General features: G+C 53.4%; 19 protein-coding genes. 13 read left to right on the forward strand and 6 right to left on the reverse strand.

Going from position 1 to position 22,094, the window contains the following annotated elements; all coding sequences use genetic code 11:
• The first annotated feature begins 78 nt into the window (after nt 1-78).
• The 13 genes from L2731_RS00470 (at nt 79) to L2731_RS00530 (ending at nt 15,424) form a co-directional block, all read left to right on the forward strand.
• On the forward strand, nt 79-642 hold the full coding sequence (locus tag L2731_RS00470; RefSeq protein ID WP_041509446.1) for a sigma-70 family RNA polymerase sigma factor: 564 nt from the start codon (nt 79-81) through the stop codon (nt 640-642).
• Nucleotides 635-1,339, forward strand: a complete 705-nt coding sequence (locus L2731_RS00475; RefSeq protein WP_041509445.1) for a DUF3379 domain-containing protein — start codon at nt 635-637, stop codon at nt 1,337-1,339. Before L2731_RS00470 ends, L2731_RS00475 begins: the two co-directional genes overlap by 8 nt.
• Before the next feature lie 337 nt (nt 1,340-1,676).
• A complete protein-coding gene (gene putP / locus L2731_RS00480) occupies nt 1,677-3,128 on the forward strand; it encodes a sodium/proline symporter PutP (protein WP_249251332.1) in 1,452 nt (483 codons plus the stop codon).
• Nucleotides 3,129-3,509: 381 nt separating this feature from the next.
• Nucleotides 3,510-4,826, forward strand: coding sequence for an OmpP1/FadL family transporter (locus L2731_RS00485; protein ID WP_249251334.1), 1,317 nt, complete (start codon nt 3,510-3,512; stop codon nt 4,824-4,826).
• Nucleotides 4,827-4,931: 105 nt separating this feature from the next.
• Entirely contained in the window at nt 4,932-5,318 is a 387-nt protein-coding gene (locus L2731_RS00490) for a VOC family protein (RefSeq protein ID WP_249251336.1), read from the forward strand.
• Nucleotides 5,319-5,392: 74 nt separating this feature from the next.
• Nucleotides 5,393-6,103 (forward strand): SIMPL domain-containing protein, encoded by a 711-nt coding sequence (locus L2731_RS00495; RefSeq protein WP_011866235.1) that lies wholly within the window; start codon nt 5,393-5,395, stop codon nt 6,101-6,103.
• Between the two features lie 114 nt (nt 6,104-6,217).
• Nucleotides 6,218-7,234 (forward strand): efflux RND transporter periplasmic adaptor subunit, encoded by a 1,017-nt coding sequence (locus L2731_RS00500; RefSeq protein ID WP_249251338.1) that lies wholly within the window; start codon nt 6,218-6,220, stop codon nt 7,232-7,234.
• A 30-nt stretch (nt 7,235-7,264) separates the two neighbouring features.
• On the forward strand, nt 7,265-10,519 hold the full coding sequence (locus L2731_RS00505) for an efflux RND transporter permease subunit (protein ID WP_249251341.1): 3,255 nt from the start codon (nt 7,265-7,267) through the stop codon (nt 10,517-10,519).
• An 11-nt stretch (nt 10,520-10,530) separates the two neighbouring features.
• Nucleotides 10,531-10,743 carry a YgaP family membrane protein gene (locus L2731_RS00510; RefSeq protein ID WP_033537722.1) on the forward strand — a complete coding sequence of 71 codons (213 nt, stop codon included), beginning with the start codon at nt 10,531-10,533 and terminating at the stop codon, nt 10,741-10,743.
• 23 nt (nt 10,744-10,766) lie between these two features.
• Nucleotides 10,767-11,153: a rhodanese-like domain-containing protein gene (locus tag L2731_RS00515; protein WP_415836994.1), complete on the forward strand. Its 387-nt coding sequence runs from the start codon at nt 10,767-10,769 to the stop codon at nt 11,151-11,153.
• Nucleotides 11,154-11,903: 750 nt separating this feature from the next.
• Nucleotides 11,904-14,318, forward strand: coding sequence for a S8 family serine peptidase (locus tag L2731_RS00520; protein ID WP_249251345.1), 2,415 nt, complete (start codon nt 11,904-11,906; stop codon nt 14,316-14,318).
• A 100-nt stretch (nt 14,319-14,418) separates the two neighbouring features.
• The gene (locus tag L2731_RS00525; RefSeq protein WP_249251347.1) at nt 14,419-14,823 is read left to right on the forward strand and encodes a VF530 family protein; all 405 of its coding nucleotides are present in this window, start codon (nt 14,419-14,421) and stop codon (nt 14,821-14,823) included.
• A 142-nt stretch (nt 14,824-14,965) separates the two neighbouring features.
• A complete protein-coding gene (locus L2731_RS00530; protein WP_249251349.1) occupies nt 14,966-15,424 on the forward strand; it encodes an Atg14 domain-containing protein in 459 nt (152 codons plus the stop codon).
• A gap of 54 nt (nt 15,425-15,478) precedes the next feature.
• Here the strand turns inward: L2731_RS00530 and ribA are convergent, their stop codons facing one another.
• The 6 genes from ribA to rssA form a co-directional block, all read right to left on the reverse strand.
• Nucleotides 15,479-16,096 (reverse strand): GTP cyclohydrolase II, encoded by a 618-nt coding sequence (gene ribA / locus L2731_RS00535; protein ID WP_041509436.1) that lies wholly within the window; start codon nt 16,094-16,096, stop codon nt 15,479-15,481.
• 246 nt (nt 16,097-16,342) lie between these two features.
• A complete protein-coding gene (locus tag L2731_RS00540; protein WP_041509435.1) occupies nt 16,343-16,699 on the reverse strand; it encodes a YibL family ribosome-associated protein in 357 nt (118 codons plus the stop codon).
• Nucleotides 16,700-16,868: 169 nt separating this feature from the next.
• Nucleotides 16,869-17,345: an anaerobic ribonucleoside-triphosphate reductase-activating protein gene (gene nrdG / locus L2731_RS00545; protein ID WP_249251353.1), complete on the reverse strand. Its 477-nt coding sequence runs from the start codon at nt 17,343-17,345 to the stop codon at nt 16,869-16,871.
• Between the two features lie 261 nt (nt 17,346-17,606).
• Nucleotides 17,607-19,724: an anaerobic ribonucleoside-triphosphate reductase gene (nrdD, locus tag L2731_RS00550; protein WP_239882807.1), complete on the reverse strand. Its 2,118-nt coding sequence runs from the start codon at nt 19,722-19,724 to the stop codon at nt 17,607-17,609.
• A gap of 250 nt (nt 19,725-19,974) precedes the next feature.
• Nucleotides 19,975-20,682 (reverse strand): Rossmann-fold NAD(P)-binding domain-containing protein, encoded by a 708-nt coding sequence (locus L2731_RS00555; RefSeq protein WP_249251354.1) that lies wholly within the window; start codon nt 20,680-20,682, stop codon nt 19,975-19,977.
• A 446-nt stretch (nt 20,683-21,128) separates the two neighbouring features.
• Nucleotides 21,129-22,076 (reverse strand): patatin-like phospholipase RssA, encoded by a 948-nt coding sequence (gene rssA / locus L2731_RS00560; protein ID WP_239851319.1) that lies wholly within the window; start codon nt 22,074-22,076, stop codon nt 21,129-21,131.
• Between the last annotated feature and the right edge of the window lie 18 nt (nt 22,077-22,094).

Raw genomic sequence — 22,094 nt, forward strand, 5'->3', positions numbered from 1 at the left:
GCCTCAGGCGCGCCAATGGCGGTAACTTAGTCGAAACAATTGACGCGCCTCCCCTCCTTTCTATGCTGCGAGTAAAAAATGTTTAGCGTGATACGAAATAAAAAACCGAAAAAGTCGGTCAATAGAGACATGCTGAATAAACAACGACGATACGATAGCCTTGTCAGGGCACTTCATGGCGATCTATTCCGCTACGCCTTCTGGCTGTGCGGGGATAAACATATCGCCGAAGATATCACACAGGAAACCTTCTTACGCGCCTGGCGCTCCTTGGAATCACTAAAAGATGACAAGGCGGCCAAGGCTTGGCTGATCACCATATTACGGCGTGAGAACGCCCGCCGCTTCGAGCGCAAACAGTTCGACTACTCGGATGTGGAGCAGGCCGATATCGCCGACCATATCTCCGCCTCCAGCGAGGAGAGCATGGAGCAGCATATGCTCAGGCGTCAGATCGCCAAGCTTGAAGCCGAATACCGTGAGCCCCTTATCCTGCAGGTGATCGGCGGCTTTAGCGGTGAAGAGATCGCCGACATCTTAGATCTGAATCGTAATACCGTAATGACTCGCTTATTTCGCGCCAGAAATCAGCTAAAAGAGATACTCGATGACACGCAAACTAGGGGGCGCTCCAATGGATGAGCTCAAATTCCGCCGCGAGGCCTATGAAAATCCAAATCGTCAAGACGACGAATTTCTTGCGTCGATGCATGAGTCGAGCGAGCGCACCGCGTTTGTTAACGATCTCAAACTACTAGACAAGAAGCTTGAGGCCGCTCTGAAGGTAGAAGTGCCTGAGGATCTCGAGGCTAAGCTGCTACTCAACCAACAGCTGCATCAACATCAGGTGGAGCGCCGCAAGACAGGTTTTACCCTGGCACTGGTGGCCTCTATCGCCTTCATCGCCGGGATCAGCTTCACCCTGCTACGCCTCGCCCCGGTCGATCTGGGGCAGCACGCCCTGGCCCATGTCTATCATGAAGAGATGGCGATGAAGAGTGAGCGCAATATCAGCGTCGATGAGGTCAATACCCAGCTCGCCTCGCTGACTAGCCTCAATCATGCCCGCTTTACCGAGCAACCCGGCCGCGTACTCTACAGTACCTACTGTGACTTCCAGGGCGTGAAGAGTATCCACCTGGTGATGCAAGGCAAGCAGGGCAAGGTCACCCTGTTTATCGTACCGCTGGAAGACCGCATGGTGCTTGAGGAAGCCTTTGCCGATAATCGCTACCAGGGAATGGGCTTCAAGTCTGACAACGCCTACGTGCTCCTGGTCGGTGAAGATGTGACGGATCTGAACTTTGTCAGAGACGAAGTGAAAGAGTCCTTCATCTAAGAGGCTAAAAGCTGAACCTGTGCATAAAGCAAATCGCCAGACAAGATGATCTAAGGAGCCGACCTAGTGTCGGCTCCGTCATACCTTGCCACGGCTAACACTTACACGCTACAACACCTCAAAACGACCAACAAAGCCACAACATTTCCGCTTTATTTGGCAATTAATCGACCGATAAAGCCTAGATATTGATCACATTTCAAGGCAGATTTGGGCTAGCGCTCAAACATCTGCTAGCATAGCAGGCTCACTTAAAACAGACATGTCACTCCCCATCGGCGCTGGGCTAGCATCCCAGCCAGCAAGGGCATTGGCATGAGAACAATATGGCGTAAGCATGAATATTGAATTACCGATATTAATTACTTTTTTCGGCTACCTCATCCTCATGATGGGCATTGGCCTTTGGGCATATAAAGCAACCGACTCTGTCGACGATTATATTCTAGGTGGTCGCTCCATGGGACCGGCCGTCACCGCGCTCAGCGTGGGGGCCTCCGACATGTCCGGTTGGCTGCTGCTGGGACTACCTGGCGCCGTCTACCTCGGCGGCTTGGGCGAAGCCTGGATCGGCATAGGCCTGGTATTCGGTGCCTGGCTCAACTGGCTGTTTGTGGCCAAACGCCTGCGGATCTACACCCAGTTTACCGACAATGCCCTCACCCTGCCGGATTTCTTCGAGAAACGCTTCGAAGACAAGCAGTCTGTGCTCAAGCTGGTCTCGGCGGTCACCATCTTAGTCTTCTTCACCTTCTACACCTCATCAGGCATGGTGGGCGGCGCCATACTGTTCGAGAAGGTGTTCGGCCTGGACTACAACCTGGCCCTGCTTATCGGCTCAGGCATCATAGTGGCCTACACCTTCGTCGGCGGCTTCTTCGCCGTGAGCTGGACCGATTTTTTCCAGGGCTGTCTGATGCTGATCGCCCTGCTTATCGTGCCAGTCACCATCTTCAGCCAACCAGAGACACAGAACGGCATTCATAGCCTGGATCCAACCATGTTATCCCTACTGAGTGACAACACCACCATGATTGGCCTGGCATCTCTGCTGGCATGGGGCCTTGGCTATTTCGGTCAGCCCCATATCCTGTCGCGCTTCATGGCTATTGGTAGCGCCGACGACCTCAAGGTATCGCGCCGTATCGCCATGAGCTGGATGGTAGTGGCGCTGATGGGCGCCCTGGCAACTGGCCTTGCCGGCAGCCTCTACTTTGCCGACCAGCCTATCGACAACCCCGAGACCATCTTCATTCACCTGACCCATGCCGCCTTCAACCCTTGGATCGGTGGCCTGCTGGTTGCGGCGATCCTCTCGGCCATCATGAGCACCATCGATTCTCAGCTACTGGTCTGCTCCAGCGTGATCACCGAAGACTTCTACAAGAAGTGGCTCAGACCCGAGGCCAGCAGCAAGGAGCTGATGATGATAGGTCGTATCGGCGTGCTGACCATAGCCGTCATCTCTGGCCTCATTGCCTTAAATCCGGAAAGCAGCGTACTGAGTCTAGTGAGCTATGCCTGGGCAGGCTTTGGCGCGGCGTTTGGCCCTGTGGTCATTCTGTCACTCTTCTGGCGTAACTATAGCCGCAACGGCGCCGTGGCCACGATTCTTGTTGGCGCCATCACGGTCGTGCTATGGAAACAGAGCAGTGGCGGCATCTTCGATCTGTATGAGATACTACCTGGTTTCCTCTTCGCCACCCTTGCCGGTGTATTGGTTAGCCTGCTCTCTGCCCCAGCAGACAGCACACGCGAACAATTCGACCAGTTTAACCAGAAACTCTGAGGCCAGGCTCCCACTTCGCTGACGTAAAAATGAGCGGAAGATAAAAAAAGCGTACAAGTGTACGCTTTTTTTATACCGTAAAAATTTTACTTACAATTTGTCATTTCACATCCCGTTAACCTTTAGCAAAACCTTAACCAAACCCAGAGCCTACGTGACATAGCTCGATCGAGGCACTCTTCAAACAGGCGTCCATTTCTCGGCACAAAACCGGCCAAGCATTTAACACAAAGTCAACAAAAAGTTGTATCTGGTCGGAGTTGTTGAGGTAACACCTCATCCCTACTATGCACGGGAATTATAAAATGGACCCGGCCGCCACGACTTAGGCACAAGCATGAGCGCAGTATGCAGCCGGGCCGACAATAACGAGAACAAACTATGAAGCGTTTCAACAAGACAATACTCGCAGTAGCCGTCACACTCGCTAGCTCACAGGCGATGGCCGCTGGTTTCCAACTCAACAGCCAGTCAGCCACTGGTGTCGGCCGTGCATTTGCCGGTGATGCCGTGATCGCTGACAACGCCTCAGTGCTGTCTCGCAACCCAGCGGCCATGGCCCTGTTTGACGAGAAGCAACTTTCTATGGGCCTGACCTACGCCGATGTGGAAGTCAGCGTAAAAGATGTCTATATAGATTCTGCGCTGGGTCAGATCCACTACGGCCATGTGGATGATGCGGCAGAAGCCAAGATCATCCCGAACTTCTATTATGTCAGCCCGGTAAACGACAAGTTTGCCTATGGCGTTGCCATGTTCAGCAACTTCGGCACAGGTACAGACACCACACCTATGTCACAGCAGCTGGTCAACGGCCTGCCTGCCCCGCTGGATCTCCTAGGTAAGACAGAAGTCACCACACTTAACTTTAACCTGAGCGCCTCTTACCGCTTTAACGACCACTTCAGCATCGGCGCCGGTGTCGATGTGATCTATGGTCAAGGCACCCTGACCCGCGGCGGCCTGGTACCGACTCAAGCCGGTGCAGTGCAGCAAGAGCTTGTAGATGTTGACGCCGACGGCGTAGCATTTGGCGGCATCATAGGCGCAGTGTATGAGATCAATGCCGATCACAGATTTGGTATGAGCTACCGTTTCAGCCCAGATTTCAAGGCGACGGGCGACATCGACATGTACAATCCTGCAGCCGGTGCCAACGTGGCCTTCGATGAGATCAACATCCCTATGCCGGATATCTTCCAGGTAGCGGGTTTCCATCAGCTCACCGAAAAGTTTGCCCTGCACTATACAGCTCAGCTCACCACCTGGGGCGACTTTAAAGAGATCACTGTGACCGATGGCACCCTAGGCGGTGTACCAGTTGCGCCCGAGGCTAGCCTGAAAACTTACGCCTGGGACGACTCTTGGCTGTTCAGCATCGGCGGCACCTATACCCTCAACCAGGACTGGACAGTGCGCGCCGGTTACATGTTTGACCAGGGTGTTGTGGGTGAACTCAGCTCTATCTCTATCCCTGACTCTGACCGTCAGTGGTTCACCGCCGGTGCCACCTATAACCTGGGTAAGCATGCGAGCCTGGACTTCGGTGTCGCCTTCATCCGTGGTGAAGATGTAGATCTTATCGAGCACAGCGCCATCACGGGCGGGCTACCAATCGGTCCAGATACCGGCATGGTTCACGCCACCACGCGCTCGAACGCCACCTACTACTCTATGCAGTACAACTACAAGTTCTAACTTGTTGACCAATACCCAAAAAGCCGCAGTCTACTGCGGCTTTTTTGTAGTTATGGGAAAACTTTTCTACAGTTAACACAAGGCTCCCATGACGACAGATGGACGATGGCAAAAGTAATTGGTTTAGGTGGCATATTTTTCAAGAGTGACGATCCCAAACGGCTCGCCGAGTGGTACAAGACCTACCTACAGGTGCCGGTAGAGAACTGGGGGGGCGCGGCCTTTTACCTCAACAACCTGATGCCGATGGCGGCCACCGGCTACAGCGTCTGGACCCCCATGGGCAGAGACACGGATTATCTCCATCCCTCAACCAAAGAATTTATGTTTAACCTGATCGTCGACGATCTCAACGAAGCCCTCTCCCAGGTGGCCCAGGGTGGCGCCCAATTAATTGCGGAAACCGAAGACTCTGAATTTGGCCGTTTCGGCTGGTTTATCGACCCCGACGGCAACAAGGTCGAGCTCTGGCAACCCAGCACCCAAACCTGAGCGCTGTTTCTCTGGAAAACCAAACGAAACAAGCATATGCTGGCTTTACCCCATAGCAACTCGGACGCTTATCCATGCAAAAATCACTGGCGAGTATTCTCTTAGGCGGCTTCATCTGCGCCGGTCTCTATCTGTTAGGCACTAGCCTTGGCGACAGCATCATAAAGATGCGCGCCATGGAAAGAACCGTCACGGTCAAGGGTCTCGCCGAGGTCGAGGTAAAGGCCGACACCGCCATCTGGCCCATCCGCTTCACCCAGGTCGACAATGATCTCAATAATCTCTATCAGGAGGTGCAGAGCAAGACAGATAAGGTGATAGCCTTCCTGATTAAACAAGGCTTTACGCAAGATGAGATCTCAAGTTCCCTCCCCTCCATCGAAGACAGACAGGCCCAGGGTTATGTAGACCCTAACGTCAAGTATCGCTACGCGGCTCAGGTCACCGTATCCCTCTACACCAAGCGGGTGGATCTGCTGCTGGGCACCCAACGCAACCTTATCGAACTGACCAAGGAAGGGATTGCCATCTCCAACCAGGATTACAACGGCCGCACCGAGTTTCTCTTCACCGGCCTGAATGAGCTCAAGCCGCAGATGGTGCAGACGGCCACGGAGAATGCCCGCCAAACCGCCGAGAAGTTTGCCAAGGACTCCGCCTCCCAGCTTGGCAAGATAAAGCAGGCGTCTCAGGGGCAATTTACCATCAGCAACCGCGACAGCAACACCCCGAGCATCAAGAAAGTCAGGGTGGTTTCGACCCTGACCTATTACTTAAACGATTAGTTTTAAAGGGGCAAAGGATTTTCGCCCCTTCAATCGCATTTTTCTAATAAAAGATTGCACAAGCTTAAAAAGTCCATTAGAATTTTCTTATGAAGTTTTAAGAGGTGATCTTCCATGCAAGTACAACACACGTTTTCCATCGGCATTCTGCTGTCGCTCGTCAGCCTGGTATCGGCTGCCAACGAACTGCCGACTATGAATCTGGCCAAACAGTCTCAACCCCAGTGGATCACCTTAGATGCACAGCTCGAGGCAGTAAAATCGGCGACGGTATCGGCGCAAACCTCGGGTCGCATCATCAAGATCAACTATGACGTCAACGATATAGTGCCCCAGGGCGCCTCCCTGCTGGAGATCACCAGCAAGGCACAGGGCGCCGAGCTGGCGGCCGCCGAAGCCGATTTTGCCCGCGCCCAGGCCCAAAACGAAGAGGCGCAGAAACAGCGCAAACGTTACGAGCAGCTGTTCCCCCAAGGCGCCATCTCCCAGGGTGACATGGATCAGGCCATCGCTAACGCCCGCGCCTCGGCCCAAGCCGTCAGCGCTGCCAGAGCCAGAATCATTCAGGCAAACGAGTCTTTGCAGTACACCACGGTCAGCGCGCCGTTTGCCGGAGTAGTGACTAAACGCCACGTTGAGGTGGGCGAGACCGTATCGCCGGGCCAGCCATTGCTGAGCGGCTTTGCCACCGAGCATATGCGCGCCGTCACCCATGTGCCGCTGCGTTACATAGATGCGCTGCGGGCCAATCCTAAGATGAAGCTAGTGCTACCTAACGGCAAGGAACTCGAGTCGGATACCCTGACCATCTTCTCTTTTGCCGACGCCAAGAGCCACAGCTATAAGACACGTATCGACCTACCGCCTCAGGAGCCCAACCTGATGCCAGGCATGTGGGTCAAGGCCAGCTTTAACGCAGGCAACAGGAATACCCTGACCATCCCTGAGTCTGCGGTGATCTATAACAACGAGCTAAGCGCGGTCTACCTGATGCAGAACGACCAGTTCATGCTCAATCAGGTGCGACTGGGCAACAAGCAGGGCGATAGTTTCGAGGTGCTATCCGGGCTAAGCGACGGCGACACCATCGCCGTCGATGCCTACCAAGTGCTGCTGAAGTTGAAACACTAGATCTGTTGATCGAATAGGAGCCGTATAGATATGAATCAGCAAGATCGACACCAAGATAATCACCACAGCCAAAAACGTCTGGGATTTTCCGGGCGCCTGGCGGCCATGTTCCAGCTGAGCGCCATCACGCCACTGCTGGCCCTGCTTGGCCTGCTGCTGGGTCTGTTCGCCGTCATGGTGACCCCAAAAGAGGAAGAGCCGCAGATAGATGTCACCTTTGCCGACATCTACATCCCCTTCCCCGGCGCCACGCCGAGCGAGGTCGAGCATCTGGTGACTCAGCCCATGGAGGAGGTGATCTCGCAGATCAAGGGCATAGATACCCTCTACTCCTTCTCGCAGCCGGACGGCGCGCTGATCATCGCCATCTTCGAGGTGGGCATTCCCCGCAACGAGGCGATCGTCAAGCTATACAATCAGGTCTACTCCAATAAAGACAAGGTCGCCAGCCAGGCAGGCGTGGGCGAGCCACAGATCAAGCCCCGCGGCATCGACGATGTGCCCATCGTTAGCCTGACCCTATGGTCGAAAGACAAGACGCAATCTGCCGAGCAGCTGACCCACATCGCCAAGGGGCTTGAGAGCGAGCTGAAACGCATTCCGGGCACCCGCGAGATCTACAGCGTGGGGAGTCATGAGATTAGCCTCAACGTGCGGATCGATCCCGCCAAGATGAGCTTCTACGGCCTCACTTACGACGATATCAACCGTAGCCTGTCGAGCAATAACCATGTCTCCATGCCGGTATCGCTGGTGCAGGATAATCAGGAGATCAAGGTTCAAACTGGGCAGTTTTTAAAATCGAAACAAGAGGTTGAGCAGCTGGTTGTCGCCGTGTATCAGGACGAGTCGGGCCAGAGCGCCCCCGTGTACCTGGGCGATATCGCCAAGATAAGCCTCAACAGCGACATCCCGACCCAGCACGCCTGGCACGGCTATAAGTCGGCCATCTATCCTGCGGTCACCATCGCCATCGGTAAGCAGCCGGGCGAGAACGCCGTGGATATCGCCAATGTGATCCTCGAGCGTCTGGACAAGATAGACAACATACTGGTGCCAGACGATGTCAACATCACAGTCTCGCGCAACTATGGTAAGACGGCGGGCGACAAGGCCAACACCCTGATCCTCAAGCTAGTGTTTGCCACCTCGGCCGTGGTGATCTTGGTCTTCCTCACCATGGGGCTACGCGAATCTGTGGTGGTGGGCATCGCCATCATTATCACCCTGGCGATCACACTGTTTGCCTCTTGGGCCTGGGGCTTTACCCTTAACCGTATCTCGTTGTTCGCCTTGATCTTCTCTATCGGTATTCTGGTGGATGACGCCATCGTGGTGGTGGAGAACATCCACAGGCATATGGCGCTGGGCAAACGCTCCTTCGTCGAGCTGATCCCCGTCGCCGTCGATGAGGTGGGCGGCCCGACCATATTGGCGACATTTACCGTGATCGCCGCGCTGATGCCCATGGCCTTCGTCTCTGGTCTCATGGGCCCCTACATGAGCCCCATTCCCATCAACGCCAGTATGGGGATGCTGATCTCCCTGGCCATCGCCTTCATCGTCACCCCCTGGCTGGCCACTAAGCTGCTCAAGGGCCATCATCACCAAGGCGGCGATGGCGAGCATGATGTGGACGATCGCATGCTAAGACTGTTTACAAGGCTGATCTCCCCCTTCGTCAGAGGCAAACAGGCCAGTAAGGCGAGAATTGGCCTGGGCGCTGCTATCACCCTGCTGATCATGATCGCCGTATCCCTGCCCGTAGGTCAGTTGGTGGTACTCAAGATGCTGCCCTTCGATAACAAGTCGGAGTTTCAGGTGATGCTGGATATGCCAGAAGGTACGCCGGTTGAGCAGACCCAGCGCGTACTCAAGGCCCTTGCAATGGAGCTGGATAAGGTCGAAGAAGTGGATAATTACCAGCTCTACGCCGGCACCGCCGCGCCGATGAACTTTAACGGCCTAGTGCGTCACTACTTCCTCAGACAGAGTCAGGAGCTGGGCGACATTCAGGTCAATTTGGTCGATAAAGGCGATCGCGATAGAGACAGCCACAGCATAGCTTCCGAGGTGCGCCGCGCGCTGCAGGCCACCGCCAAGCAATACAATGCCAACGTCAAGGTGGTTGAAGTGCCCCCAGGTCCACCTGTATGGTCGCCTATCCTGGCCGAGGTCTATGGCCCTAACGCCGAGATGCGAGAAACTGCCGCCAAGGCACTGCAACAGCTATTTCATGACACCCAGGATGTGGTGGATATCGACATCTATCTACCGGCCGCCCAGCAAAAATGGCAGGTCAATATCGACCGTGCCAAGGCCAGCCTGATGGGCGTGCCCTACAGCAATATCGTCGATCTGGTCGCCACCTCGGTGGGCGGCAAGGCGGTGAGCTATCTGCACAAACCCAATCAGAAGACCCCGGTACCCATCAAGCTGCAGCTGGAGGAAGGCGCCAAGGTGGATCTCGAGCAGGTGCTTAACCTCAGGCTCACCAACGCCTCGGGTAACTCTGTGCCCGTCTCTGAGCTGATCACCATACATAAGCGGGCCATAGACGCGCCTATCATACGCAAGAACATGATCCCTATGATCATGGTGGTGGCCGACATGGCAGGCCCGCTGGACAGCCCCCTATATGGCATGTTCAAAATTGCCGGCAGCATCAATCAAGAGGGTGGTCTGGGCTTCGATCAACACTATATCAACCAGCCTTCAGCGCTGGACAGCATAGCCGTACTCTGGGACGGCGAGTGGAAGATCACCTATGAGACCTTCAGAGACATGGGTATAGCCTATGGCGTGGGCATGATCGCCATCTACCTCCTGGTGGTGGGTCAGTTCCGCTCCTACAGTGTGCCGCTGATCATCATGGCGCCTATTCCGCTCACCATCATAGGCGTGATGCCGGGCCATGCCCTACTTGGGGCACAATTTACCGCCACCTCTATGATAGGCATGATCGCCCTGGCGGGCATCATAGTGCGTAACTCCATCCTCTTGGTGGACTTTATTAATCAGGAAACCGCCGCAGGCGTGCCCTTCGAGCAGGCGGTGATTCATTCTGGCGCCGTACGGGCTAAGCCCATCATGCTCACGGGACTGGCCGCCATGATTGGCGCCCTGTTCATCCTGGATGATCCGATCTTTAACGGGCTGGCCATCAGCCTGATCTTCGGCATCTTGGTTTCAACCCTGTTAACCCTGGTGGTGATCCCCGTGCTCTATTACGCCGTGATGCGTCACCGCCCCGAATACTTTGCCGCGGTCAATCCGCAATCTTAAGGAGATACAGTATGTCTGTCGAACGTAGTATTTTCGCCTTTGCAGGCTTTATGGTCATGTTGTCTTTACTGCTCACGGCCTTTGTCCATCCCAATTTTATCTGGCTAACGGCTTTTGTAGGCGCTAATCTATTTCAAAGTGCCTTTACCGGCTTCTGCCCGGCCGCCATGTTGATGAAGAAGATGGGGATCAAGACAGAAGCGGAATTGGCCCGCATGAAATAACTCACAGATCACAAGGAGCCAACGTGAGACAAGCCAATAAGATGCTACCCAAGTCTTTTATCAGCCTGATGGCGCTGCTGTTTATCGCCATCATGGGCGTATCTGCGCCAAGCTATGGCGAAGAGAAAAACCCTAAGGTTGCTTGGGAGCATATACAGCAAGGGGCCATGGTCGTCGATGTCAGAACCCCTGAGGAGTTTGCCGAGGGACATCTAGAGAACGCGATTAATATTCCCTTTGAAAACATTGCCGAAGAGTTTACCAAGCGCGGCATCGCCAAAGATCAGTCTGTGGTGCTCTATTGTCGCAGCGGCCGTCGCAGTGGCATAGCTCAGGAGAGTCTGGTAAAGCTAGGCTACAGCAACACCTATAATGGTGGCGGCTATCAGAGCCTGGCTAATAAGCAGTAAAGATAAGTTCTGCCATTAACACAAAGGCGCCTCCGGGTGCCTTTTTTATTTCAGCTTTCGTTATTTCTGCCCTTCTTATTTCAACCTTAGCTATTTCAACCTTAGCTATTTCATGCTTTCTATTTATAAGCCGCCTAGGACATAGCATCAAAGCAAGTTAGCCAAAGGCGGATCAGGACACCGCCCCCAATAACGCCTCTATCCCCTCGTTAGCCTATCTCGCCGGCAAGTAACCAACCGATACATAGATTCATGGGCCACTCGGTGCTCACTCAATATGCGCTCAATGTGAAACTAACTATGCGGCCAATGTAAAACGAATATGCAGGCAAGGATCAGCCAAGGTATCGGGGCAAATGTAACAATTGAAACAACATATAACCATTAGCTATAAGTTATTACAATTATGGAATATCAATTAGATAATAATTACAATGAGTTATAAATTAAGGTCAATTTCCCGTCGCAGGAAAGCACCCCTCGCACCTACAAAATAAATACGCCAAAAATTCGAATAAATACTCAAAAATACACTATCCCACCGACGAAACAATCGTATTCATTGAATATTTCCCGCATAAAAATGCTCTATCCCATTATGATGTTTGGCCCGCATCACGAATTAACAGCTTGTTTACAAATGTTTCTACAGCAGATAAATTCACTGTCGAGTAACGCATATAATGGCAGTCATGCTGCTATGTACTCTAATAATAATTATTAATTCTAACTTTTAAAATGGAAGACAATATGACAGTTAAAAAGACAACTGCGGTCGCTATGTCTTTGTCTGCGCTTGCCTTGGCAATCGCGGCAAACGTCAATGCGGCGCCTTCGAAAGGACTCCACCTTCAGGCGGATAATGCCCGTATCAATCAAGCATCTCCCCTGCCTAAGCGCTATATCGTCAAGTTTAAGAATGCCCAGGCCGCCGCACAAGCCGATGCCAACAGCCTGAATGATTATCAGCCTAGAGCCAACGAAGTCTTCTCTCAGCACAGAGCACTGAACAGCGTGAAGGCCAAGCAGATGAAGCGTATCGGTCGCTCAAACGCATACTCGGCTCAGCTCGATAGCAAGGGCGTTAAGGCCCTGAAATTGCGCGCCGACATCGACTATGTTGAAGAAGATATGCCGCGCCGTCTGCTGAGTGAAACGACGCCTTGGGGTCAAACCTTCGTAGGCGCCACCAGCCTAAGCGACAGCATGGCCGGCAACCGCACCATCTGTATCATCGACTCGGGTTACGATCGCAGCCACAGCGAGCTGAGCGGCAACAATGTCACTGGTACCAACAACTCGGGCACAGGCAACTGGTACGAGCCAGGCGCCCACAACGCGCACGGTACTCACGTAGCCGGCACCATTGCCGCTATCGCCAACAACGACGGTGTTGTCGGTGTGATGCCAAACCAAAACGCCAACATCCACGTGGTAAAAGTATTTAACTCTGACGGTTGGGGTTACTCGTCTTCGCTGGTTTCTGCGGTTGACACCTGTGTCAATAACGGTGCCAATGTCGTCACCATGAGTCTGGGTGGTTCTCAGTCAACCACGACTGAGCGCAACGCACTCGCGGCTCACGCCAACAACGGCGTGCTACTGATCGCCGCTGCCGGTAACGACGGTAACAACACGCACAGCTACCCAGCCTCATATGACGCCGTAATGTCTGTTGCCGCGGTAGACAACAACAAAGATCACGCCGCCTTCTCTCAGTACACCAACCAGGTTGAGATCTCAGGCCCAGGTGAAGCAATTCTTTCGACTGTCACACGTGGCGAGGGTCGTCTGGCAAACATCACCGCAGGTGGTCAGTCATACTTCGACAATGGCGTAGTGCCTCACAACCGCTATGTGAAAGACAGCAGCGGCAACTATGTCGGTACACCTATCGCAGGTTCTGTCACCGCCGAGCTGGCCGAGTGTAGCGTATCGGGCGGTGTATTTAACTGTGGCGACATGACAGGTAAGGTTTGTCTGGTTGAGCGTGTTGGCAACCAAGGCGCCAGCTACCCAGAGATCGACGCGGTTAAGGCTTGTAACAATGCCGGCGCCCAGGCGGCCATCGTGTTCAGTAACACGGCGCTGCCAGGTCTGCAAAACCCCTTCCTGGTTGACACCAACAACGAAGCCCCAATGGTTTCTGTTTCTGTCGATCGCGCCACTGGTCAGGCACTGCGTGCTCACCTAGGCACCAATGTCACTGTGGCTAACACTAGTGGTGAAGATTACGAGTACTACAATGGTACCTCTATGGCGACGCCACACGTATCGGGTGTTGCGACACTGGTGTGGAGCTATCACCCAGAGTGTAGCGCCGCTCAGGTGCGTGCTGCGCTGACCGCAACCGCAGAAGATCTGGACGTAGCGGGTCGCGACGACAAGACTGGTTATGGTCTGGTTAACGCGGTTGCAGCCAAAGAGTACCTAGATGCTTCTTGTAACGGCCCAACCGATCCGGGTACGGGCGGAAACGGTAGCAACGTGCTGGAAAATGGCGTGGCTAAGACCAACCTGTCTGGCGTGAAAGGCGACGAGCTACACTTCTCTATCGACGTACCAGCGGGTGCCAGCGATCTGAACTTTGCCATGAGCGGCGGTACAGGTGATGCTGACCTATACATGCAGTACGGCGCGGCTCCTACCCTGAGCAGCTACGACTGTCGTCCTTGGAAAGGTGGCAACAGCGAGTCTTGCCCTGTGAGCACACCGCAGGCGGGTACCTACTATGTGATGGTGCAAGGTTACAGCGACTTCAGCGGTGTCAGCCTGACGGCTAGCTACACAGAGCAGAGCTCTGGCGGCAACACTGGCGGCCCAGCCACCTACACCAACAACACCAGCTATGCGATCCCTGACAACAACACTGCTGGTATCAGCAGCCCAATAGATGTGGCTCGCAGCGGCGACTCAGGAACGGTAACGGTAACGGTTAACATTACCCACACCTACATCGGCGACTTGCAGGTTGAACTGCACAGCCCAAGCGGTCAGGTAGCCGTGCTACATGACAACAGCGGCGGCAGTGCCGACAACATCATCAAGAGCTACACAGTCGACATGTCTGGCGTAGAATCGGCCGGCACCTGGACACTGAAGGCCGTAGATAGCGCCCGTCGCGACACAGGTACTATCGATGCATGGCAGCTGAGCTTCCAGTAAAGGCATAAAATAAACAGGGGACCTCAGGGTCCCCTTTTTTATCGAAAACGCCATGAATAAGCTGATATAATAAGACAAATTTTTTGACTCATTCATCACCATGACCCAGGCGAATAATCCATTACACGGCATCAAACTCGAAGCCTTACTCACCGACCTTGTCGACCACTACGGCTGGGAAGAGCTGGGTAGACGCATCGACATACGCTGCTTTAACCACGACCCCTCCATCAAATCCAGTCTCAAGTTCCTGCGTAAGACCCAATGGGCCAGAGAAAAGGTCGAGCGCCTCTATCTCAAGATGATTGGCCAGCCTATCCCGCAGCACCTTCGCGGTGACGCCGGTCGCAATACCGAGACTCCACGCGCTAGCGGTACCCAGAGTTCTGGCAGATCCAGTCCAACAAGTCATCACCCCACAAAAGAGCAGCCCACGAAAGACAAGGCTGAAGATGAGAGTTCAACGGGCGTGAATCAACACATTTGGGGAAAAGGCCCGGATTAAGCTAGAAAAGAAGCCAGCGAATTTCACCGAAAAAGTGAATCCTATCAGCGTATTCATGCAGGAATTAACTTAAGCTTTGCGCCTGCCTGCCGATATTCTGGCTAGGCATCGTCTTAGTCGTCATAACCAGGAAGGTTAGCAAATGAATGTGCTCGGTATAAATCCCTTAGGCGCCCAAAGCGCCGGTCCTACAGACTTAAGCTCTATCGAGGTGCGCAGCACCAATTCCCCGCAGGCGCCCCAAGTTCAAAACACTCAGTCTCAGCCAGTAACCGATAAGGTCAGCCTGTCCGAAGAGGGCCGTCAGGCGCTCGCCGATGCGACGGGCAAGGCGCTGCGTAACAACGATGCGGCCAAGGCAGCTAACGCGCAAAAAGCGGAGCAAGAAGTGGATGAAGGCCAATCTCAGATAGACAAAAAGATTAAAGAGTTAAAGCAGAAACTCGAAGAGCTAAAACTCGAGCTACAGGCCCTTCAAGGGGATGATTCCGAGGCGGCGAAACAAGCGCGCAAGCAACTACAAGATCAGATAGCCGTTCTCAGCAATCAGCTGATGTCCCTGCTCAGCGCTAAAGAGAAACAGGATCAATCGCAAGGGTAACAAAAAATAATCACACCATGGCGACAGGTTAAGGTGTCGCCATGGCGAAAGAGGTTAATTTTGATGTTCTTCGGTGAAGTGATATTCAGACATCATATGACCCAGCTCGGTCGACTTGGTCTTTAGATACGCCTCATTGTAACGATTCTTACCTACCTGCAGAGGCACGCGCTCGATAACCGCTATACCTAGCTCTTTCATCGCCTTGACCTTGCGGGGGTTGTTGGTCATCAGCTTCACCTGCTGCACACCAATCTTCTCCAGCATAGGCTTGATCATGTCATATTTGCGCATATCGGCGGCAAAGCCCAGACGCTCGTTGGCCTCTACCGTGTTGGCGCCTTGATCTTGCAACTCATAGGCACGGATCTTATTGAGCAGGCCTATGCCACGGCCTTCCTGACGCAGGTAGAGAATAAACCCCTGACCCGCCTCGGCGATATTTTGCATCGCGGTTTGTAGCTGAAAACCACAATCGCAACGCAGACTAAACAGGGCATCACCGGTCAGACACTCGGAATGAATTCTGCCCAACATGGGCTGGCTCGCATCTAACTCGCCAAAGGTGAGCGCCACATGTTCTTTGCCCGTCTCTGTATCTTCGAAACCATGCATGGCAAATACTCCCCAAGGGGTGGGAAGTTTAGAGGTGGCGACATACTTAATCGACATGAAATAACCTTTACAACTCGCTCTGTCTGAGATGCGAATGAAGAATGAAAACCAGGTGGAGAAACTCTCCCCTTTCTCAGACCGAGCATTCTATGTGTTTTTGCCTAACAGTGAAATACCCGAGTATTAAAATCGGATATTGCTTCACCGCAACCGCTTCGGCTTATTAGGATACGCTCTGAGCGGCGACAAGGCTATGAAGTCGCTCACGCCGCCATCAAAATCCTTTATGCTTTATCCTCAGTCTTAAAAGGCCTTAGGTGCGTATCCTGTTACCTGAGTCAATCCCATCTGACGACCCAGCGCCGTCATGGGATGCACGACTATCAAACCCTTCACCGAACGCTTAAGCTTACCCATATCAGCCTGCTCGGCCTTGGTCAGCGCACGGCTAAAGGCAAGTTCACTCAGCTCGGTGCCGCGTTTGTTCAATTGACGGCTCTGTTGCTGTTTGACATGGGTAATTTGCTTAGTTACCGCATTGATCTCTTGCTTAAATTGCAAAATCACCGCCTGATCGCCGCGCTTCTCCGCCGCATCTAATTTACGACGATACTTGTCGAGACGATCGTTCAACTGCTGTAACTCTTGCTTTAAATTCATTAACTTGCCTTAAAAATCTCACGAATACACAAATGCCACTCGGTTAAAAATAGGCAGCATTTGCCAGTTTGGCGAACATTATACCACTAATGAGGAAGGTGCGAACAAGTCATCTGGTGCAGGCCTCACCAGCGTCTTGGAGCCTGTTTATTCGTTTTTGGCGTAACAATCAGCGCTGCTTTTGGGTGAGATAGTGGATCACTTGGTTGCTGCTGCCGCGAAACACCAGGCTAGGATCGGCTAAATCACGCTCAAACTTGCCATCCACCAGCACATCCACATAGGCGACAACGGCTTGTTGCGCCGGGCTGAGTTCATCAAGCCTATAGCCAGTCCATAACCAGATATCCTTACCCTTGCATTCTTGTCTAACTCTTCTCACCAAGGTGAGTATGGTGTCGAGGTTACCTGGATGCAGCGGGTCACCGCCAGAGAGCGACAGGCCGCGACGTTTAATGCGGGTATCGTTGAGATCCTCGATCACCTGCTCGAGCATCTGCTCATCAAACTGATGGCCCGAGTCGGGATTCCAGGTCGATTGGTTGTAACAGCCCCGGCACTGATGCTCGCAGCCCGAGACAAACAGAGTCGCCCTGGTGCCTGGGCCATTGACCACGTCGATGGGAAAATATTGATGATAATTCATGTGTCCCTCATGCAAAGATAGCAAGTGCCCTATGGCGCCTTGCTATCTTCAGCTTCACGTTATCGCGTTAACCGCAGCTAATACCAATCGTAATAAATAATTAATCATTCTAGCTTGTTAAAACGCTCGATAACTGTATTAGTATTTTTAATTGTAGAATAACTACTTATCTAAAAATCCTGCTTTGTTCTCAAGCGTTTTTCCTGCGCTATTTCTGATCACATATTTACTGTGATTGGTATAAAACGGGCCCTCTTCTCGTTAGAGGTGCTTCACCCGGCGTTTAACTTCTTCCTGCTTGCCATAGTTAAAGGGTCTGGCATCCGGGCTACCCAGGTAACCACACACGCGGCGGGTCACAGAAACCCTGCTCGGCTCATGATTGCCACACTTAGGACAGGTAAAGCCTTTACTGGTACAGCTAAACTCGCCGGTAAAGCCACAGTCATAGCACTCATCAATCGGCGTATTGGTACCATAGTAAGGCACCCGGCTGTAACTATAATCCCACACATCTTCCAGCGCCTCGATATTGTGCTGCATATTGGGGTATTCGCCGTAGCAGATGAAGCCACCACTGGTGAGCGCCGGATAGGGCTGCTCGAAATCCAGCTTATCGTACGGGTTCACCTTCTTCTCAACATCCAGGTGGAAGCTGTTGGTGTAATAGCCTCGATCCGTTACGCCATCGATCACCCCAAAGGCCTCTGTGTCCAGCTTGCAGAAGCGGCTGCACAGGTTCTCGCTCGGCGTGCTATAGAGGCTAAAGCCATAGCCCGACTCCTCACGCCAGCGCACGGTAGCCGCCTTTAGGTGTTCGATAATGGCAAGGGCCTTATCTCTGAGCGCTTCGCTGTCATACACATGGGTCTGGCTGCCATAGAGCGCATTGATGGTCTCATGCAGGCCAATATAACCCAAAGAGATAGAGGCGCGGCCATTCTTAAAGATGCCGCTGATCTCATCATCCGCGCGCAGGCGCACGCCACAGGCGCCTTCCATGTAAAGAATTGGCGCGACTCTCGCCTTCACCCCCTGTAGACGCTCGATGCGAGTGTCTAGGGCGCGGCGAGCCACCGCCAGACGCTCATCAAGCAATTGATAGAAGCGGGTCTCGTCGCCCTGAGCCTCGATGGCGATCCGCGGCAGGTTCAGGCTCACGACACCCAGGTTGTTACGCCCTTCGTGCACCAGCTCGCCTTCCTCCTCATAGGTGCCGAGGAAGCTGCGACAGCCCATAGGCGTCTTAAAGGAACCGGTAACCTTCTCGACCTGTTCGTAGTTGAGGATATCCGGATACATGCGCATCGACGCGCACTTGAGCGCCATCTGCTTGATATCATAGTTGCAGTCACCGACCTTATGGTTAATGCCGTCGCGAATGGCAAACACCAACTTAGGAAAAACGGCCGTCTTACGGTTCTTACCCAGGCCAGTCATGCGTACCTTCATCATAGACGACTGAATCAGGCGCGACTCCCAAGAGGTGCCCAGACCGAAGCCGAAGGTCACAAAAGGTGTCTGGCCGTTGGCGGTGTGCAGAGTATTTACCTCATACTCCAGCGACTGGAAGGCATCGTGACACTCCTTCTCCGTCTGCGCCGTGGCAAAGGCCTTGGCGTCTGTGATCCCCCAGGTCAGCGCGACCTGATAATGCTTGTCGTAACTCTTGGCAACGAATGGTGCCAGCACCTCATCGATACGGTTGATGGTGGTGCCGCCATAGATATGGCTGGCCACCTGAGCGATGATCTGCGCCGTCACGGCGGTGGCGGTCGAGATAGACTTGGGGGTCTCGATCTCGGCGTTACCCATCTTGAAACCATGGGTCAGCATGCCGGCCAAGTCGATCAGCATACAGTTAAACATGGGGAAGAAAGGCGCATAGTCGAGATCGTGATAATGGATCTCACCCGACTCATGGGCCGCCACCACATCCTTAGGCAGAATATGGCGTGTGGCATAATGCTTGGCCACAATGCCCGCCAGCAGATCCCGCTGGGTGGGGATCACCTTGGAGTCTTTGTTGGCGTTCTCGTTAAGCAGCGCGGCATTGCTTTGCTCCACCAGACCACGGATCTCGCGGTTGAGGCGACTGCTCAACTCACGATGGATATCCCTATCATGGCGATACTCGATATAGACCCTGGCGAGTCGCTTGTAGGGGCCTTCCATCAACTGGTTTTCGACCGCATCTTGCAGGTCATGAATATCCACCTGCTCGAGCTCGGCCACCGACTGGCGTACTTGTAGGGCCACCTCGGTGGCATAGGCAACATCATCAATACCTGCCGAACTTGCAGCGGCAATCACTGCATCCCGAATCCTTGTTTCGTCAAAAGGCGTGCGGTAACCATCCCGCTTAATAACCACTGGCATTGTTCAATATCTCCTCAAGTAACGGCCAAATTAACACCATATATAGTGTTAATATAGACGATGAACACAATATGTAGCGCATTAAGCTACAAGTTAGGCTCAAGTACCTTGATCCAGATCATTAATTTGCGGATGGATTTTTTTAACACAAGATTACTGCCAACTGAGCCACTTATCGTCAAAACTGGCCTTGACCCAGCCGGCAAAGGGAGCTAGATGCGGGATAAAAATGGGACAAACTGTGAATAAATTACGTAATTCTTTTAGATAGTGACAGATAACGCTGTAGTTGCCCGGAAGCCTGTTGCGAACTTCCTGAGGCAGACGCCAATTGCATGGTCGACTTGAGTCCCTGCCACATCGCCTTATCGTTCTGGGTCAGCCCGTGTTCCCCCTGAACAAATACCGCCAGTTGCGCCGACACCCGCGCCGCCTTCTGGTTCAGCCCCTGGCTATCGAGGCTGTCCATCTGTTTTAGCACAGACTCGGCATCATCGAGCATGGCGATCATCACGCTATCGGGCTTACTCTCCTTGAGTTGCGCTCGCTGGCTGGCAATAAAGTCAAGCAGCGACGGCTGCGACGCATCCCCCTTTGGGACCTCAAAGCCTGCCTGACCCAGGCGATTGAGCTGGTTTTCCGACAAGATGCCGTCCTGATGCAGACGCTGAATTAACTTAGGAATGTCGCCAAGACCAAATTGCCCCTTGGAAAAGAAATCTTTCGCCATCGCCTCTATCTTCTGCGCCCGCTCGGCCCTGGGCGAGAGAAACACCGCCTCCTGTGGGATCTCTGGTCCGCCAGCTTTTGCCTGGGTGTCCTGGTGGGACAGCGTCACCTTGTCGCTGGAAGATGAACTATCGACATCTGGGGTGTCCTGACCATGTGTGTTTTGGCCATAGGTGTTGGCGATCAGGTTGCCTTGTGAACCCGTAATGGCCTGGCTAATTGAATTCATTGTCAATTTTTCGACTGCTGCATGAAATATCCATGCAAGCAGCAAAAACCAGGCCAGAGATAACCTATGCCCCAAATAACTCAGGCTAGAGAAAACTCATGTTAGAAATAACTCAGGCCAGAGAAAACCCGGGTCACAGAAAACCCGGGGCACAGAAAACCAGAGGCGCTTATTTAAAAGCTAGGGCCTGTTTATCTTTCGCGTTCATTTTTGCAGCATTCTGTATCGCCTTTATACAAGACAGAGCGATTGTAATGTGGTGTGCTACATCAATGAGCGATAACGCAGTAGAAAAATGATACAGACGCTGCCCGCAGGGTTCGTCTTGAGCACGTTCAACTCTTTGTTACTCGGATTTTATATAGAATAACTATACTTCAAGCCTCATGCCGCGATTTGAACGTGCTCAATTAGAACAAAATTTGTTCTCAAAAGGTCAACAGGCCCTAGTGACTCTCCAGCTCATCGACTCGGGCGCGGATAATATGAGCCACCTGCTTAACCGCCTCCTGCCCCGCCTCGATTGCCTCACCAGCGCGGTGAAACTCCATGGTTCCTATCTCCATCACGTTAGGGGTGATCAGGATATCCGGCGGATCGCCCATCAGGCGTACTCTTTTATGGCGCTGCTCAAGGATATCCATCGACTGCGACATCACAGCCAACATCCCGGGCTCGCTACGATTACCCAGGGAAAACTTATCGGTCAGGCCGCTGACATAGTCTCTTCCCCTTGCCAGGAGATCCATGAAGCCGCTCTCCAGCTCCTTCTCGGCTTTCACCAGCTCGGCCTCGCTGGCCTTCACATCGGAAGAGATGGCCACAGGTAACTGCTGTTGGCGCGTCTTCCTGTGTGCATTGAGATCCACGGCAATCACCAGGTCGACCCCCATGGCACGACTCACAGACACGGGAACCGGATTGACCACGGCACCATCCACCAGCCAGCGGTCGCCGACTCGCGCCGGTGGTAAGATCCCCGGCATGGAGCAGGAGGCGCGCACCGCGTGACGCAGATTGCCCTGCTTAAACCAGATCTCCTGCCCGGTATAGAGGTCGGTTGCCACCGCGGCGAAAGGCATCTGCATCTGCTCGATGTCCAGGTTGCCGATATGCTGCTGCATCACGTCAAACACCTTCTCGCCACCAATCAGTCCGCCCTTGCGCCAACTGAGATCCATCAGGCCAAGCACGTCCCAGCTAGAGAAGCTGCTGACCCAGGCCTCTAAATCCTCAAGATTATCTTGCGCATAGGCGGCGCCCACCACGGCGCCGATAGAGCAACCTGCCACCTTATTGGGGAAAATCCCCATGTTCGCCAGCTCGTTTAGCACCCCGATATGGGCCCATCCCTTAGCCGCGCCACTCCCCAATGCAATGCCGATATTCGCCATCTTCTCTACTTCTCTCCC

It is taken from the genome of Shewanella aquimarina (assembly GCF_023349185.1).
GTDB lineage: Bacteria > Pseudomonadota > Gammaproteobacteria > Enterobacterales > Shewanellaceae > Shewanella > Shewanella aquimarina.